The organism is Burkholderia sp. LMG 13014 (genome assembly GCF_905232215.1).
Taxonomy (GTDB): Bacteria; Pseudomonadota; Gammaproteobacteria; order Burkholderiales; family Burkholderiaceae; genus Burkholderia.
In genome coordinates this window covers 13300-27263 of the sequence record NZ_CAJNKE010000035.1, presented here as the reverse complement: position 1 = coordinate 27263, position 13964 = coordinate 13300, and the positions used below count along the sequence as shown (strand labels likewise).

The following is a 13964-nucleotide window of genomic DNA, read 5'->3' as shown; positions in this document are numbered from 1 at the left end:
GTTGTCCGGGTACGTGTCGATCACGGCCAAGCTGGCCGGGGAAGTCGACCAGTTGCGCGAGAAGCTGCTCGATACCGCGCAGTCGTGGAATATCTGAGATTTGCGGGAATCCGGGCTTCGCGCCCCGACCTTTCATTTCTCTTTCTTTGCGGCAAACCGGCACCCTGACGGCAACAGCCCCACGCTTCGGCCGATCCGGCCCCGGAAATACGGCCCTCGGCCGGGTGCGTCGATGCCTGTTTCTGCGGCGATTTCGCCCCGGCTTGCGCGGCGTTCTCCGCCCGGTTAACCGCCCGTCAGGCCCGCCGCGACAGGCCCGACGACGGTTCCGCACGAAAATCAACCCTTGCCCCAACCTCCCGGACAGCCGATACTCGCATATTCCGCGAAATACGATCCCACCGGCTTCAATCCACGGTAATTCCTATGAGCACGATTCTCGAAAGCCTCCCGACCGGCCAGAAGGTCGGTATCGCCTTCTCCGGCGGCCTGGACACCAGCGCAGCACTGCACTGGATGAAACTCAAGGGCGCCGTCCCGTACGCATACACGGCGAACCTCGGCCAGCCCGACGAAGACGATTACGACGCGATCCCGAAACGCGCGATCGAATACGGCGCAGCCGGCGCCCGCCTGATCGACTGCCGCGCGCAGCTCGTCGCCGAAGGCATCGCCGCGCTGCAAAGCGGCGCGTTCCACATCACGACGGCCGGCGTCACGTACTTCAACACCACGCCGATCGGCCGCGCCGTGACGGGCACGATGCTCGTCGCCGCGATGAAGGAAGACGGCGTCAACATCTGGGGCGACGGCAGCACGTACAAGGGCAACGACATCGAGCGCTTCTACCGCTACGGCCTGCTCGTGAACCCGGATCTGAAGATCTACAAGCCGTGGCTCGACCAGACGTTCATCGACGAGCTCGGCGGCCGTGCCGAAATGTCCGAATTCATGAACCAGGCCGGTTTCGCGTACAAGATGTCGGCCGAGAAGGCCTACTCGACCGATTCGAACCTGCTCGGCGCGACGCACGAAGCGAAGGATCTGGAAAGCCTCGAAAGCGGCATCAAGATCGTGAACCCGATCATGGGCGTCGCGTTCTGGCGCGACGACGTGAAGATCGCCGCTGAAGAAGTGACGGTACGCTTCGAAGCCGGCCAGCCGGTCGCGCTGAACGGCGTCGAGTTCACCGACCCGGTCGAGCTGCTGCTGGAAGCGAACCGCATCGGCGGCCGCCACGGCCTCGGCATGAGCGACCAGATCGAGAACCGCATCATCGAAGCGAAGAGCCGCGGCATCTACGAAGCCCCGGGCCTCGCGCTGCTGTACATCGCGTACGAACGTCTCGTCACCGGCATCCACAACGAAGACACGATCGAGCAGTATCGCGAGAACGGTCGCCGCCTCGGCCGCCTTCTGTACCAGGGCCGCTGGTTCGACCCGCAGGCGATCATGCTGCGTGAAACCGCGCAGCGCTGGGTCGCGCGCGCGATCACCGGCGAAGTGAAGATCGAACTGCGCCGCGGCAACGACTACTCGATCCTGAGCACGAAGTCGCCGAACCTCACGTACCAGCCGGAACGCCTGTCGATGGAGAAGGTGGCCTCGACGTTCTCGCCGCGCGACCGGATCGGCCAGTTGACGATGCGCAACCTCGACATCACCGATACGCGCGACAAGCTGCGCGTGTACTCGCAAGTCGGCCTGCTGACGCCGGGCGAAACATCGGCGCTGCCGCAGATCAAGGGCGACGACAAGTAAGTCGCAATACGCCCGAGGCCGGGCTGCATCAATTGCAGTCCGGTCGGGCAGGCCGTGTGTGCGCTGGCGCATATCGCGGCCTGCCGGTTGTTCCGCTTCCCCCTTCCAGCCTTTCCCGTCGCGACCGCGTGCTCCCGCGGGTTCCCGCGCATCGACGTCGCAGCCTCCTGCTACGCGAGCTGTCACCCTCCTCGTCCTATCGCGCAAACACTGCTGCAACGTGGCCACAATCGTGGCAAGCTGCGATTCGTCCGATCTATGCGCAGTCTCATGCCCTCGCTCACAGTCATCCATCTGAACGGCCCGATCAACAGCGGCAAGACGACGATCGGTCTCGCGCTCGCCCGCGTGCTGCCCGATGCGCGCTTCATCGACGGCGACGATCACGATGCGCCTGAACACGCACCGTTCGACGTGCAGTGGGCCATCGCGCTCGAACGTCTCGTCACGCAGATCGCCAATGCACGCGAGCGTTATCTGGTCATCGCCTATCCGATCGGCGAAACGGAGTTCGAGCGGCTGCGTGCTGCCTGCGATGCGCGTGATGCGCGGTTGTTCGTCGTGACGCTCGCGCCGCCTGAAGCGGTCGCGTCGTCGAATCGCGGCGCGCGTGCGCTGACGGACTGGGAGCGCAACCGGATCGCCGAGATGTATCGCGAAGGCTATGCGTCGCGTGCGTTCAGTGATTGCCTGATCGATACGTCGACCGCATCGGCGGATGCGTGCGCGGACGACATCGCGCGACGCGTCGCGGCGACCCGCGCATAGCGGTGCGCGTTGCCGCGTGAAGCACGCACCGCGTGCGTTGCGCGGCTGCCGTCGACGCTATCTCGCGCGGTCGAACACCGTCCAGCCACTGACCTTCAACCCGACACCTTCCCCCGCACGGAGCCCCCAATGTCGATTGACTACCTGATCTACGAAGACACGATTCGCCGACCCGACACGAAACCGGTATTCGACGCGATCGTCGCGCAGATCGAGGCCGGCACCGCGCGGGTTCGCAAGCTGAGCCGCGCTGAAGGCTTCAAGGTCGACGGACAGGGCGTGCTCGGCGAGGCCGTGCTCGAATATTTCCTGGCCCGCCAGAACGCCGAGGGCTTCGACGCCGATGCCGCTCAGGCCTTCACCGACAAGATGCGCAAGTTGCTCGGCTGGACGTCGATCAGCTACACGCTGACGTCGAGCTGGTACGAGCCGACCGTGCGCGATCCGTTTCTCCACGACGAAGCGGGCGGCGGCTGGCTCTCCGTGGCGCGTTGGGCCTTGAAACCGGACGCCGATCCCGCCCGCGTGAATCCTGCCTGGCTGCGTTTCGCGTGCTGGATCGCGGTGGGCTTCATGAAGTACGGGATGAGCTTCGACTCGGTCAATGCGAACGCGATCTTCGACCAGGTAACCGCGCTCGGCTCCGACCTGCCCGCGCGCCTGAAGGCGCACGGCTCCGGCCAGTTGCCGGCCGATCTCGTGCGGCACCGGGACGATACGGTTTCCTGCGTCGCGAACGACGCATTCGGCACGATCAGGATCACGCTGAAGGACGATGCGGAACACAGTTACCGCACGGCGCTGACGCTGCTGTGCCGGCTGCTCGAAGCGGATTTCCCCCGCTCGTACGCCATCGAGTTCCGCAGCCCGGCCAGCCAATACCTGCCGGTCAAGGGGCTGCCGAAAAAAGGCGTTCACGCGTTGTTCGCGAGTGCGGCCGGCCATCCTGCACTGTGGCCGCTAATCGAGCGCTATGCGCGATCGGCGATGCGCGAGTACGAGTGGTACACCAACTTCGACGGCGAAAACGCGGCGATGCCCGGCACGTTCGCCGTGTTCGCGCTCGCGTTGGCCGACGATCGCTACCTGCCGCTCGCGCTCGACTATCTGCATCGGTGCGACGGCGAACACCAGTCGATCCACGCGAAATTCCTGCACGCGTATCTCGCCGCGCACGGCTTCACGCCGAACGCGATCGCGCTGCTGGTAGCGTGCGCGGGCAACATCCAGCACCTCGAACCGATCAAGGCTTACGCGTCGGCGATCGCCAACCGCGACAGCCTTGCCGCACTCGCCGAGGCGCGCGGAGCGGCCTCGCAGCAAGCGCCTTCGGCGATCGGCCGGCTGAAGGCCAGCCTCGACGGCGATCGCCGCGTGTCGGAACATGTGTGGAAGGCGGTCGTGCATGCGATCTGGGGCGACGCGGCGAACCGTCATCCCGACCAACTGATTGCCAGCGCACCGGACGAACTCCAGGCGTTGTACGCGGCGGTGCTGGCATAGCGCGCCGAACGCAGCCGCTTGGGTCGGTGTTTTACAGTGACTGGCCGATCGTGGGCGACGCGCGGGTGAAGCCGAATGACCGTCACCCGGAAACGAGCGACTCCGGATCAAGGTCCACGTCGAGCGCAGTCCATCCGGATCGACGGCGCGTCACACGAGCATCCAGCGCAAGAAGCCAACATTCCGGCGATTTCATTGCGACCATCGCCGGAATATCGGCACTCGCTCATATGACTGGAGAGCCACCACCGGCATTCCGCCCCGCCGACGTGTCATCACCGCCACCCCGGCCAATCGCAATCAAACGGCAGTCACGCGAGTGCCGCTGACACTTCGACAACCCGCGTATCGAGCCGGTCCGGCTCGGGCCATCTCGCTGCGAGGCCCGTAACAAGCCCCGCCTGCTCGCGCACCGCCGCCTCGAACCGCTCCGCGATCCAGTCGACGAACGCGCGCACGCCGGGCGACACATGCGGACGCTTCACATACACCGCCGACACGGGCAGCGCCGCCGGCGGCCACCGCGACAACACTTCCCGCAGTTGCCCCGCGTCGATCAACGGCTGCGCGGCGACGCGCGGCGGCTGGATCAACCCGAGGCCATGCGCGCCGCAGGCCAGATACGCGTGCTCGTCGTCCACGCTGACGATCCCGTCGAGCCGCACCTTGCGCACCGCGCCATCGACGAGAAAATCGAGTTCGGCCGTACGCTGGCCCGGAATGGACGACGCGTTGACCGCACGATGCACGGCCAGGTCGTCGAGCGTGCGCGGGGCGCCGTGGCGGTCGAGATACGCGGGGCTCGCGCACGTCACGCGCTCGAGCATGCCGAGCCGGCGCGCGACGAGCGACGAATCGGGCAGCTCGCCGAGCCGGACGCTGCAGTCGATCACGTCGCCGACGCGATCGGCCACACGGCCGGACACCCCCAAACTCAGCACCAGATCGGGATGCCGTGCATGAAACCCGCCAAGCGCCGGCAGCACGATCGCGTCCGCGACCGCCGCCGGCAGCTCGACGCGCAGCGGCCCGCTCGGATGCAACGCGGCGCCGCGAATGCTGGCTTCGAGCTCGTCGACGTCCGCCGTGATGCGCACGCAGCGCCGGTAATACGCGTCGCCCTCGGGCGTCGCGCGCAGCGCACGCGTCGTACGCACCAGCAACGGCATGCCGAGCGCCGTTTCGAGTTCCTGCACGGTCCGCGTCGCGGTGGCGCGCGAAATGCCGAGCGCCTGCGCCGCACGCGTAAAGCTGTTCATTTCGACGATGCGCGTGAAGATGCGCATCGCGCGGATCGGATTGTCCACCCGACACCCCTGCATGTTTGCCGCATGCCGCGGCGCGCTTGCGCACCGTGCATGCGTATCGAGGAACGCCGCGCCGCCGGCGCGGCAGACGGTTCAGCCGTTCGCCGCCACGGCACCGCGCGCCGGTTCGTCGAGCAGCCGCTGCGCCAGCGCGAGCGCGTCGTCGCGGGTTGCCGTCGCGTTCAGCGGATAGCCCCATACCTTCTCGAACGCACCCGAGAAGGCGTTGAGCGCCACGCGCCGCGACGCGTCCGGCTCGATCGCGATCATCGCGGGGATCCATTCGCGCGACTGCGCACGGTTGGCCTTGCTCCACTTCGCAAGCTGCTTGCGCAACTCGTGATCGTCCGCGCCGCGATCGTCGCCGGACGGCGCATCGTCGGTCAGCAGAACGAACGGTTCGCGACGCGCCAGCAACGCGTCGAGTTCGGCGATCAGACGGGCGGGATCGGTGTGCGTCGAACCGGTATAACGCAACCAGACAAACGGGAATTCGGTCGTGACGATCTGCATGTTGGCCTCCAAATGAGAACGATTCTCATTTTATGGATCGAGGCCCATCGCGTCATTTATCGTCCCGGCCAACCGCTTGCTCAATCCGGCCAATCGCGTACAACGGGCGACGCGGACGTCGACGTTCAGCGTTGCCGGTCGGTCAGGTACTGGGTCGGCGACTTGCCGGTCGCCTTGCGGAACATCGTCACGAAGCTGCTCGCGCTCTCGTAGCCGAGGTCGATCGCGATCTGGTGCACGCGGCGGCCGGTCGTCAGCATCCGCAGCGACAGCGCGACGTGCAGCCGCCGGCGCCAGTCGCCGAGGCTCATCCCGAGTTCCTTGGCCGCGAGCCGCGTCAGGCTGCGCTCGCTGATGCCCGCGCGCCGCGCGAGTTCGGGCAGCGGCGACTTGTTGGCCGGGTCGTCGAGCAGATGGTCGATCAGCTTGCGCAGCCGGCGATCGACCGGCATCGGCAGGTACAGATCCTCGACCGGCGCCGCGACGAGTTCGTCGAGCAGCGTCGCCATCAGCCGCCCCTGCGGCCCGTCGACGTCGTACAGGTTCGGAAAGCTCGCCGCCTTCAGCAGCAGTTCGCGCAGCAGCGGCGACACCGACAGCGTGCAGCAGCGCGCAGGCAGGTCGAGTGCGGCGTCCGGTTCGACCAGCACCGCGTAGAACGTCGCGCCGGCCGAGCCGCGCGCCGCATGCGGGACATCGCCCGGAATCCACACCGTGCATTGCGGCGGCGCGCTCCACACCCCGCCGTCGATCTCGCAGTAGATGACGCCGCTCAGCGTGTAGAGCAGTTGCGCCTGCGGATGGCTGTGCCGCTCCAGCCGCCATTCGGGCTCGACGACCGAGCCGCCGAACACGACGAGCGGGCGCGGCACGTGGAAAACGTCGTCATCCGCGGCGGGATCGGTGGTCGGTGGAAGCTTGCGCATGAAACGGTGGACGATGGAGGGAGCCGGACGCGCTGCTCGCGCGCCCTTTCGTGCTTATACCAGAAAGGTGCCGGCGCGGCCCTGCCGTCGGGCGGGTGCCCGTGCCACCTCAGCAACCGCACGCCGAAGCGAATACAATGCCCCGATCCCCCCGTAGCTGCACCCACCTGCCGGAGCCGCCATGTTCGACCTGACCACGCTGACCACCTTCACGGCCGTCGTCCTGGGCCTGTTCCTGATCCCCGGCCCCGCCGTGCTGCTGGTGCTGAGCCGCACCGTGCAGGGCGGCCGCAAGACCGGCATCCTGACCGGCCTCGGCGTCGCGAGCGGCGACTTCGTGCATACGCTGTTCGCTGCCGTCGGCCTGTCGGCGCTGCTGATGACGTCGGCGCTCGCGTTCAACGTCGTGAAGGTGGTCGGCGCCGCGTACCTGATCTATCTCGGCGTGCGCGCGCTGATCGAGAAGCCGTCCGATCCGTCGCTGCCGAGCGTGTCGCCCGTCACGCCGCTCAAGGCGTACCTGCAGGCGATTCCCGCCGAAGTGCTGAATCCGAAGACCGCGCTGTTCTTCCTCGCGTTCATGCCGCAGTTCGTGCATCCGGAACGCGGCTCGACGTTCGTGCAGTTCACGGTGCTCGGGCTGATCTTCGTCGTGCTCAGTTCGCTCTACACGACGCTGATCGCGTGCTCGATCCGCCCGCTCGGCCGCATCGTGAAGCGGCTCACGTGGCTCACGCGCTGGCAGGGGAAGATCATCGGCTCGATCTTCATCGCGCTCGGGCTGCGCGTGGCCGTGCAGCAGCGCTGACGCACGCGGCCGCATGACGTCTGCCGCGGCGCCCGCCGGCGAAGCCCTCTATACCGACCCGCGCCTCGTCGCGGTCTACGACCTGTTCAACGCGGGCGATCGGGATTTTGCGTTCTACGCAGCAGCGATCGGCACCGCGCGGCAACGCATCCTCGATCTCGGCTGCGGCACCGGCACGTTCGCGCGCCGGCTCGCGGCAGCCGGGCACGACATCGTCGCGATCGATCCCGCACCGGCGATGATCGACTACGCCCGACGCCAGCCAGGCGCCGATGCCGTGCACTGGCTCGCGTGCGGGCTCGAGCGCCTGCCGCCCGGCGCGCCGTTCGATGCGGTCGTGATGACCGGGCATGCGTTCCAGTGCCTGCTGACCGACGCCGAGATCGACTCGACGCTACGCGGCGTGCGGCGCGTGCTCGCCCACAGCGGCCGCTTCCTGTTCGACACCCGCAATCCGCGCATCGCGCCGTGGCGTGCATGGACGCCGGAGCATTCGGCACGCCGCGTCGAATCGCGCGAATCGGGCATCGTCGATCTTCATCATGCGGTGCGCTCGGCAGACGGCGCGATCGTGACGTTCGACACGCACTACCGCTTCCGTCGCGACGACACGTTACTGACGAACACGAGCCGGCTGCGCTTCATCGCGCAACCCGACCTGCACGCGCGCGTGACGGCAGCCGGTTTCGCATCGGTCGACTGGTTCGGCGACTGGCAGCGCACACCGTTCGACGAAACGACCAGTGCGGAGATCATCGCGATCTGCCGCGCGTGAGTGTCGTGGCCAACGGCTTCCGGACATTGCATCGAGGTGTTGCTTCCGAAACAGATGATGCCAACCCGTCATCGAGCGAATGCGGTACTACGCGGCCAACAACGCCCGGCATGAACAGGTCGAGCACCCGACTCGCGGCCCGCTGTTCGAACCCCGGGGAACATGCCCATCGTTGCGTGGACATCGGGCACCTCGTCATGGCGACTACGCTCTCCTGAATCCGTGCCCGGATTCATCAGACGAGCACCGCGTCGAAGCGCCACCCGTCAGCCGACACCACGGGCAACACAAGGTCTGGCTCTCCTGTAACATCGGCGAGGAAGCGATCAGGCGCCCCCATCACCGCGCGGGCCGACATCAAGCCTGGACAAGCGCCAACGGCCGCGAGCCAGCCCACGCCAGAACGCGCGAGCGATCCGTCAGGACCGACGACGATGGAGCGAGTCGATGAGCACGTCCGTATCGAGAATTGCCGACAATCTCTTGCAGGCCGAGCACCTCATGCTCGCCAGTGAAGACCCGGATGCTGTCGTACGCGGCTGTGCCGAAGCGCTTCGCCCGCACCAGCTCGTGCTGCGGCGCCGGCATGGACGGATTGCCGCGCGACTTCATCACCTGCCAATGGGGCCGTTATCGCTCAGCCGGTTACTTTACGGTGGCGATGTCACCATCGTACCGGCCATGCCGGAAGAAGACACGTTCATCGTTTCGATCCCGCTGGGCGGGAAAGCCAGTTTCTCTTATGGTTCGTCGATGGCCCCGTTATCCAGGGGATGCGGCACGATCGTCGGACCGTACCACGACTTCAGGCTCGATATCGGCGCGAGTTTCGACCAACTCATGCTACGTCTGGATAGACGGCGAGTCGAGTCGGTTTGCGCGAGCATGCTGGGGAAGACCACATTCGAGCCCGTGCATTTCAATCTTTCATTAGTCGACCTGCCCACGCCGTGGCTGACGCTCATTGAAACCGCCGTGGGCCTGACCGCACTCGCCAATGCGCAAGCTCACCCGCGGCTGTTCGTCCAGATCGAGGAGCTGTTGATCGAAACGCTCCTTCTGGCACAACCCAACAATTTCAGCGCGTCGATCAACGCGAATCAACAGCGCGCGCCTGCTGCACAGATCCGGAGGGCCATGACCTACATGCTCGAGCACCTTGGCGAGCCCGTCAGGCTCAGCGAAGTCGCCCGCGAATGCAGCGTCAGCCTGCGCAGCCTGCAACTGGGCTTCCAGCGCGACCTTGGCGTGACGCCAGCCCAGTGGCTGCGCACCCAGCGCCTCGAACGCGCGTACGAATCGCTTGCTTTCGCCGCACCGGGCAGCACTTCCGTGACGGATGTCGCGCTCCAATGCGGCTTCTCCCATCTTGGCGAGTTCTCTACCCACTTCAAGCGTCGCTACGGAAAGAAGCCCTCCGAAGTCCTGAACAAATAGGCGCGATCAGGCACCTGCCTCTGCCCTCTTCCTCTGAACGCAGCTGCGCTGCGCCCCGCGTCGCGCGTCGTGAGCCACAAATTCGGCCTGACGCTACGTCCTCCCCTATGCCCGCCCTGCGTCGCTCCCGACTCAACAGGACGATGCGTCCAGCCGCATCCATCACGCTGCTGCAAATTGCGCGATTCCGATAGCAAGTCTTCGCGTTTCCGCTAGTTCACGGATTTCCGGCCGCCTACCCTGTCTTCAGAAATTGCGCACCTGGCTGTTCCGGCCGACCACCGCTGAAACGGCACCGCAATCCTCCTGAATCGTGGTGTGCTGAAGCAATCACACGCTTCGGCGCCATCACGAGCGAATTCAACGTGATGAGGGGCAAGACAATGAAACTAGATATCGAGACACTGGGTGACCACGGCGACCGAGTCGTGATGGTTCACGGCAGCCTGAACGACGGGCGAGCGGCCTTTTCGGAACAGCGCTCGCTGGCCGATCGTTACAGGCTGGTCATCGTGAATCGACGCGGATACGGCAACAATCCGCCGATCACCTGCGTCGATCCCGAAGCGGACGCCCAGGATATCGTCGAACTGCTGGAAGACGGCGCGCATGTGGTCGGTACGTCGATGGGCGGCGTCATTTCAGCGCGTGCCGCGGCACTCGCGCCGGATCGTGTTCGTTCACTCACGCTCATCGAACCACCGGCATTTCCCAACGCGGCGGGCCATCCGGTCGTGGCCGAAGCATCGCTGGCGATGCAAAGGCACTGGGCCAGTTCATCGACGGCAAACGCCGCCACCTTCCTCGACGGATTTGCCGCCGCGCTGCAGATGCCTTTGCAACTGCCCTCACCGCTTCCGCCGGGACTTACTGCGGCAACGGCCAACCTGAAGACCGAGACGCCGTGGGCAACCTACATTCCGCTCGCGCAGATCAAGCGCGCCCGGTTCCCGAAGTTGATCGTCTCGGGACAGTGCAGCCCGGTGTTCGAAGCCATCTGCGACACGCTGGCTGCTGAGCTGAGTGCCCAACGAGCAGTCTTTCCCGGCTCAACGCATGCAGTCCAGCGGATCGGCAAACCTTTCAACGATGTGCTCGAACAGTTCTGGCAAAGCGCTGCTCGTGCACCCGCCTGAAGCCACCCCCAAGGAGAATCAACATGACGTTATCGGCAGAAACCAAACTTGAAGTCCAGGAGGCCGTCGCGCGTGCCTATCAGGCGCTCGACGGTCACAACGCGCGCGCATGGGCCGAGTCCTTCACCCAGGACGGCAAGTTCGAAGCGATCTATGGCGCGTTCCACGGGCGCGCGGAAATCGAAGCATTCATTCAGAGCCATATCGACAAGGGAGCGGAGAACGGCGCGATGCATACGGTGACCAACTTCGTTGTTGAAGGCAGCAACGATGCGCCGGTGATTCATGGATACGTCGTGAAGTTCGGCATGGATCGGCGCCCCGTGGAGATCCTCGGTTGCGCGAAGCTGATCGGCCGAATGACACGGCAAGCCGGACGGTGGATGTTCGAGCACCTGACGTTGGCCATCACGCTTACGGCGCCTTCGCCCGCGATGCCGACCAAGTAGGCCGCCACGAATGTCGGATGGGTTGCTCCACGCATGCCGCCTTGTGCCGGACATCGCTGGAGCAACAACGCGCCTCTGCTGGCATTTGCTCACGTCGGCACACCACGGCTCAAGCCTTCCGGCAACGACGCTGGCCTGCTTTCGATAGCGTCAAGCACCGGCGGTGCGCTTGATCGCACACGGGTGACACCCGCGCCACGCGAAACCGCACTCGGTTTCTGAGCGTGGCAACGTGTTCGCGATCCGGGTCAATCGTCTTCTCGATGCACCGCGTCGTGGCTTCCTGTCATGACTGAAACCAACATCCGCGTAGACGCCGTCGCGACGGGTGGAAATCGATAGTGAACGCTTCGTCGTAGCAAGGACCTCAGCGGCAGATAAATCGCTCTGGAAATTCACCTCGCCCTAATCATTAGGATTACGTACTCAACTGAGCTAACAGCTTAACCCCATATCGACATAGCAAGACGCAACGCTATGGCAAACAGAACAAAAGCGACAACAGGACAAGTGAGACATGATGGAACAGCGTAAAGTCATTTCGCTGGCCGTGGCACTATCGGCGAGCGTGGCGAATGTGTGCATCGCCAGCACCGGAATCTATACGACCGGTTATGGCACCCGTGAGCAAGGAATGGGCGGCGTTGGCATCGCGACCGGAGAGTCGGCGCTGGCACCGGCAGAGAATCCTGCCGGCATCGCGTTCTCTGGCGATCGGGTGGAGATTGGCGGCGGTTTGTTCGCGATCCACGGCGGCGCACAAGTCAACGGAGCGACATACGACACGAGAACGAGCATCGTGCCGATGCCCGAATTCGGCTATGTCAAGTCGCTGTCTCCGTCGCTCGTGTTCGGGGTGGCATCCTGGGCATCGGGCGCATTGATGAGTTACCGAACACCATACGGCGGCATCCCGGGGAATTCGAACACGTTTGCGCAGGGCGTCTTCATGCACGTCGCGCCCACCGTCGCGTATCGCTTCGGCGCGGAACGGAACCACGCGCTTGCATTGTCCGTGGTCGGCGCACTGTCGACCATCGACGTCGAAGGTGTCGAGGCGCAGACCGGGCTACCGAACCAGGGTCGCGACTGGACGCCGGGATACGGCTTCAAGATCGGGTGGATGAGCCAGATCACGTCTCAGCTGTCGATGGGTGCGTTCTACGCATCGAAGATCCGGTACACGCCCTGGCACAAATACCGCGCGATCTTCCCTGACGGGGGCCGGTTCGACGAACCGGAGCAATACGGCATCGGCATCGCCTTCCGGCCGACGCCGAAGTGGCTGATCGGATTCGACTGGATTCGCTTCAACTACGGCGGTACGCACGTGCTCGGCAATCCGGTCACGTTCTCCGCGCCGCTCGGTGCGGAGAACGGTCCGGGGTTCGGCCTGGCCAATATCAACGCTTACCGCATCGGCGTGCAATACGACGTGACTGACACGCTCACGTTGCGGGGAGGCTTCGAGATCACGAACCGGCTCGTGACACCGGCGAATACGGCATTTACGTTCCTCGTTCCCATCACGCTCAATCGCACCTACACGGTCGGCGCGACTTATCGGATGAACAAGCAGTCGGAACTGTCATTCGCGTATGCCATCTCGCCGCGCGTGCAGGTGAACGGAACCGGCCTGAGTGCAGGGACCAACCCGTTTTTGCAAAACAACTACGTGGCGCTCACGTACACAAGGAAATTTTGACGGCAGACGACACTAAAAAAACGAATGCACGAACAATGCACGGCCAGTGAGCCGTTGCATTGTTCATCGCGTGTGCGAGGTGACCGGTGGAATGGGTGCGTGTGAACCGATCGACCAAGGAGGTTGCAGAGAACTGGGGTGACGCCAATGCGTCGCCACGCGCATCCGATCCTGCCAGCTGCGGCAGCGCGCCCCGACAGCGCTTCGCCATCGGCATGCATGTGCGGGTCAGATCGTTCCCAAGTCTGCCAGATACTGATTCAGATCCAGCGTCGCCCGATCGCCATTGATCACAAGGCGGTCGACTAGCGAGCAAAGCACCTTGAATTCGGCAGATGTGATGCCTTCGAACAGCACGTTATTGATGTCCTGTTGCCGACGCGCAAGCCCCCGAAGCAGCGCGGAACCGGCGGACGTGATCGTCAACCGCGTGCTCCGCCTGTCCTCCGGACGGCGCTGTTTTTCGACCAGCCCGTATTTCCTGAGCTTGTCGGTTTCGATCGTGACGTACGCGACGCTGAGGTGCAACTGGTCCGCCAGACGATCCACCGTCACCGCGTCATCCGGCGGAAAATGGGCAATCGAGGTGAGCAACGCGTACTGGATGCCCGTCAGCCCAATTAATGAACCGAAACCGTCGCGCACTGATTGCAACCGCACCGCGAACGGCAACAGCCCGTTGACCAGGCAACGAAACGCGGCATCCGTCCCGTCAACCAGACACGCTCCGGTGGTGATGGACAGGATGCGCTCGTCGTTCAGGTTCGCCATGGCAGCCACTCCTTGATGGCACATCATTTAGCTTTGTAGACTAGATATATATCAAATCTTTTTTGATCGCCAGTGCCACTTGTTGGAGACTGCCAAGCGAGGCGA

The 13964-nt window shown here is 64.6% G+C and carries 13 protein-coding genes; 9 read left to right on the top strand and 4 right to left on the bottom strand.

The genetic code is table 11. The annotated features are described in order from the left end of the window. Nucleotides 1-426 precede the first annotated feature (426 nt). The 3 genes from argG (at nt 427) to JYJ84_RS07215 (ending at nt 4032) form a co-directional block, all read left to right on the top strand. Nucleotides 427-1761, top strand: coding sequence for an argininosuccinate synthase (gene argG, locus JYJ84_RS07225; protein ID WP_031399031.1), 1335 nt, complete (start codon nt 427-429; stop codon nt 1759-1761). Nucleotides 1762-2031: 270 nt separating this feature from the next. After that, on the top strand, nt 2032-2529 hold the full coding sequence (locus tag JYJ84_RS07220) for a shikimate kinase (RefSeq protein ID WP_122949725.1): 498 nt from the start codon (nt 2032-2034) through the stop codon (nt 2527-2529). Nucleotides 2530-2658: 129 nt separating this feature from the next. After that, nucleotides 2659-4032, top strand: coding sequence for a DUF6138 family protein (locus JYJ84_RS07215; protein ID WP_175221720.1), 1374 nt, complete (start codon nt 2659-2661; stop codon nt 4030-4032). A gap of 311 nt (nt 4033-4343) precedes the next feature. Here JYJ84_RS07215 and JYJ84_RS07210 read toward each other — a convergent pair whose 3' ends face one another. The 3 genes from JYJ84_RS07210 to JYJ84_RS07200 form a co-directional block, all read right to left on the bottom strand. Beyond that, on the bottom strand, nt 4344-5339 hold the full coding sequence (locus JYJ84_RS07210) for a LysR family transcriptional regulator (protein ID WP_175221719.1): 996 nt from the start codon (nt 5337-5339) through the stop codon (nt 4344-4346). A gap of 93 nt (nt 5340-5432) precedes the next feature. After that, nucleotides 5433-5852 (bottom strand): ATP--cob(I)alamin adenosyltransferase, encoded by a 420-nt coding sequence (locus JYJ84_RS07205; RefSeq protein WP_174958259.1) that lies wholly within the window; start codon nt 5850-5852, stop codon nt 5433-5435. A gap of 125 nt (nt 5853-5977) precedes the next feature. Continuing rightward, on the bottom strand, nt 5978-6778 hold the full coding sequence (locus JYJ84_RS07200; protein ID WP_175221718.1) for a helix-turn-helix domain-containing protein: 801 nt from the start codon (nt 6776-6778) through the stop codon (nt 5978-5980). A 181-nt stretch (nt 6779-6959) separates the two neighbouring features. On the opposite strand from JYJ84_RS07200, the gene JYJ84_RS07195 reads away from it, so the two are divergent. The 6 genes from JYJ84_RS07195 to JYJ84_RS07170 all read left to right on the top strand — a co-directional run bounded on the left by JYJ84_RS07195 (nt 6960) and on the right by JYJ84_RS07170 (nt 13088). After that, the gene (locus JYJ84_RS07195; protein ID WP_175221717.1) at nt 6960-7586 is read left to right on the top strand and encodes a LysE family translocator; all 627 of its coding nucleotides are present in this window, start codon (nt 6960-6962) and stop codon (nt 7584-7586) included. Between the two features lie 13 nt (nt 7587-7599). Next, nucleotides 7600-8361, top strand: a complete 762-nt coding sequence (locus JYJ84_RS07190) for a bifunctional 2-polyprenyl-6-hydroxyphenol methylase/3-demethylubiquinol 3-O-methyltransferase UbiG (protein ID WP_175221716.1) — start codon at nt 7600-7602, stop codon at nt 8359-8361. A 447-nt stretch (nt 8362-8808) separates the two neighbouring features. Beyond that, nucleotides 8809-9798 carry an AraC family transcriptional regulator gene (locus JYJ84_RS07185; protein WP_175221715.1) on the top strand — a complete coding sequence of 330 codons (990 nt, stop codon included), beginning with the start codon at nt 8809-8811 and terminating at the stop codon, nt 9796-9798. Between the two features lie 383 nt (nt 9799-10181). Then, nucleotides 10182-10934: an alpha/beta fold hydrolase gene (locus JYJ84_RS07180; protein WP_175221714.1), complete on the top strand. Its 753-nt coding sequence runs from the start codon at nt 10182-10184 to the stop codon at nt 10932-10934. Between the two features lie 23 nt (nt 10935-10957). Beyond that, nucleotides 10958-11383, top strand: a complete 426-nt coding sequence (locus tag JYJ84_RS07175) for a nuclear transport factor 2 family protein (protein ID WP_175221713.1) — start codon at nt 10958-10960, stop codon at nt 11381-11383. A 517-nt stretch (nt 11384-11900) separates the two neighbouring features. Then, nucleotides 11901-13088 carry an OmpP1/FadL family transporter gene (locus JYJ84_RS07170; protein ID WP_175221712.1) on the top strand — a complete coding sequence of 396 codons (1188 nt, stop codon included), beginning with the start codon at nt 11901-11903 and terminating at the stop codon, nt 13086-13088. A gap of 228 nt (nt 13089-13316) precedes the next feature. Here JYJ84_RS07170 and JYJ84_RS07165 read toward each other — a convergent pair whose 3' ends face one another. Further along, nucleotides 13317-13859, bottom strand: a complete 543-nt coding sequence (locus JYJ84_RS07165; RefSeq protein WP_122949040.1) for a MarR family winged helix-turn-helix transcriptional regulator — start codon at nt 13857-13859, stop codon at nt 13317-13319. Nucleotides 13860-13964 lie beyond the last annotated feature (105 nt).